Annotated in this window: 2 protein-coding genes and 1 pseudogene; all 3 read right to left on the bottom strand. The window is 54.5% G+C overall.

Annotated features, from left to right (window positions below; translation table 11 throughout):
* Positions 1–244: 244 nt before the first annotated feature.
* Positions 245–598: a hypothetical protein gene (locus tag HMPREF2935_RS07190; RefSeq protein ID WP_070732591.1), complete on the bottom strand. Its 354-nt coding sequence runs from the start codon at positions 596–598 to the stop codon at positions 245–247.
* Positions 588–1,181 (bottom strand): hypothetical protein, encoded by a 594-nt coding sequence (locus HMPREF2935_RS07185; protein ID WP_070732589.1) that lies wholly within the window; start codon positions 1,179–1,181, stop codon positions 588–590. The genes HMPREF2935_RS07190 and HMPREF2935_RS07185 overlap by 11 nt, the downstream gene beginning before the upstream one ends.
* A 3-nt stretch (positions 1,182–1,184) precedes the next feature.
* Positions 1,185–1,468, bottom strand: a pseudogene (locus HMPREF2935_RS13220) (hypothetical protein); the annotation flags it as partial.

The raw sequence follows: 1,468 nt of genomic DNA, 5'->3' as shown, positions 1-1,468 counted from the left end.
CGGCAATGAAAGGGATAGAGTCAGACCAGCCAGCCGATTCCACATACAACCATCCCTTGCCTGGCTCAACATTCACGCTAAACGCGCCGTCTGAGCTCAGGTCTACACTGCGTGGCGCAGTAGAGACGATCGACGCCGCAGTGCCAATAACCGGCACTGGTGCTTTAACCACTACCTGTGTTAATTCCTCTACCGGCTTGCTTGTGATGTCTTTGATATTTCCAGTAAGCGTTAACGCCATCGATTATTCCTCCATCTTCCCCGTCGAGGTATTAAAAAGACCCCAGCCCGGTTTAAGCTGAGGTTTCGTTCCCGTACCATCCCAATGCAAAAGCAACGGGAGTGTTTCTAGAGCATTGAGCGTTACGTACCCTGACAAGTCCGGCCCCGGGGCAGACTCCAACGCATCGACACGCTTAGATAGCTCAACCATCCCCGTGTTTGCTGACTCAGAAGTGGCTCTAATCTCATCGAGGGCTTTGCTAGCTTCGCTGCCTGTTTGTTCCGCGTCTGTTGCTATTTCTTTGGCGGCGTCGCTACCGTCGGTGCGGTAGTTGGTTTCTACTCCGGTGGCTGTTTTTCTTGGATCAATTCCCATTGTCGATCTCCTCTACAGATTTCAGCCGTTCGAGTCTCATGGCTTCGGCTGCAAGCTGAGATAGCTCGAGGGCAGATAGCGACTCAAGGGATTGCGGGAGAGTTGCGTGAGATTTAGCTTTGGCCCGAGGTGAGTCAATGTCAATCCATGCGACCGGTTCGCCTGGTGTGCCCAGACCTCCAAGTGGATCAAGCTTGATCGCTGGGCCGATAGCGAATGTCACATCAAATAGTCCAGGCTTAGTGAATTCACCCGCCAGCGTTCCGTCATGCTTATTAAGCTGCACGCCAGGTGGGAGATGGCCACTCACGATACGCACTGCTGAATTCTCAGCCCCGGGGATGACGTATTCAACAGCGTCGCCAACCTCGACCCGGTGACGCTCTTCGAGCGTTGATACGCCAACAGCCCACCCGGTAGATACCTCAGTAGTATCTGGGAATTGTATGCGTGCACCGAGTTGGTCGAAGATATGGCGCGCCACAGTCGATTCCCGCCCCTCGGGAACAACCCCGAGGAATAGGCCAGCATAAGGGTGCTCGCTTTCTGGCGCTGATGTGGGAACGACGTATTTGTAATCCATGGGTTAGGATCCTTTCGTTACTGATAGTCGACCAATTACGGCGCGAATATTTTCCTTGTTTTGCTGGTACAACTCGCCCGGCGATGACAGTGAGGAATAATCGCCGATCCGGATAGTCCAGCCCACCTGCTCGCCCGGTTTCGAGGTCCATGTCAGGCCAGAGACGTAGGCTGCCCATACGACTCCCCAAGCGGTGACGCCAATGGTGTCGCCCAGGTCGTAGTCACGGCCCGGTAGGTATGGCTCCGGAGCATCGATGGAGAATTCTGCAGAGATTCCACCCTCTG

Source organism: Corynebacterium sp. HMSC076D02, from assembly GCF_001813815.1.
In the GTDB taxonomy this organism is placed as follows: Bacteria; Actinomycetota; Actinomycetes; order Mycobacteriales; family Mycobacteriaceae; genus Corynebacterium; species Corynebacterium simulans.
This window is presented reverse-complemented; position numbering and strand designations above follow the sequence as displayed.

Coding starts and splice junctions, on each gene's coding strand:
- HMPREF2935_RS07190 (WP_070732591.1), bottom strand. CDS start 598: ATGGGAATTGATCCAAGAAAAACAGCCACCGGAGTAGAAACCAACTAC.
- HMPREF2935_RS07185 (WP_070732589.1), bottom strand. CDS start 1,181: ATGGATTACAAATACGTCGTTCCCACATCAGCGCCAGAAAGCGAGCAC.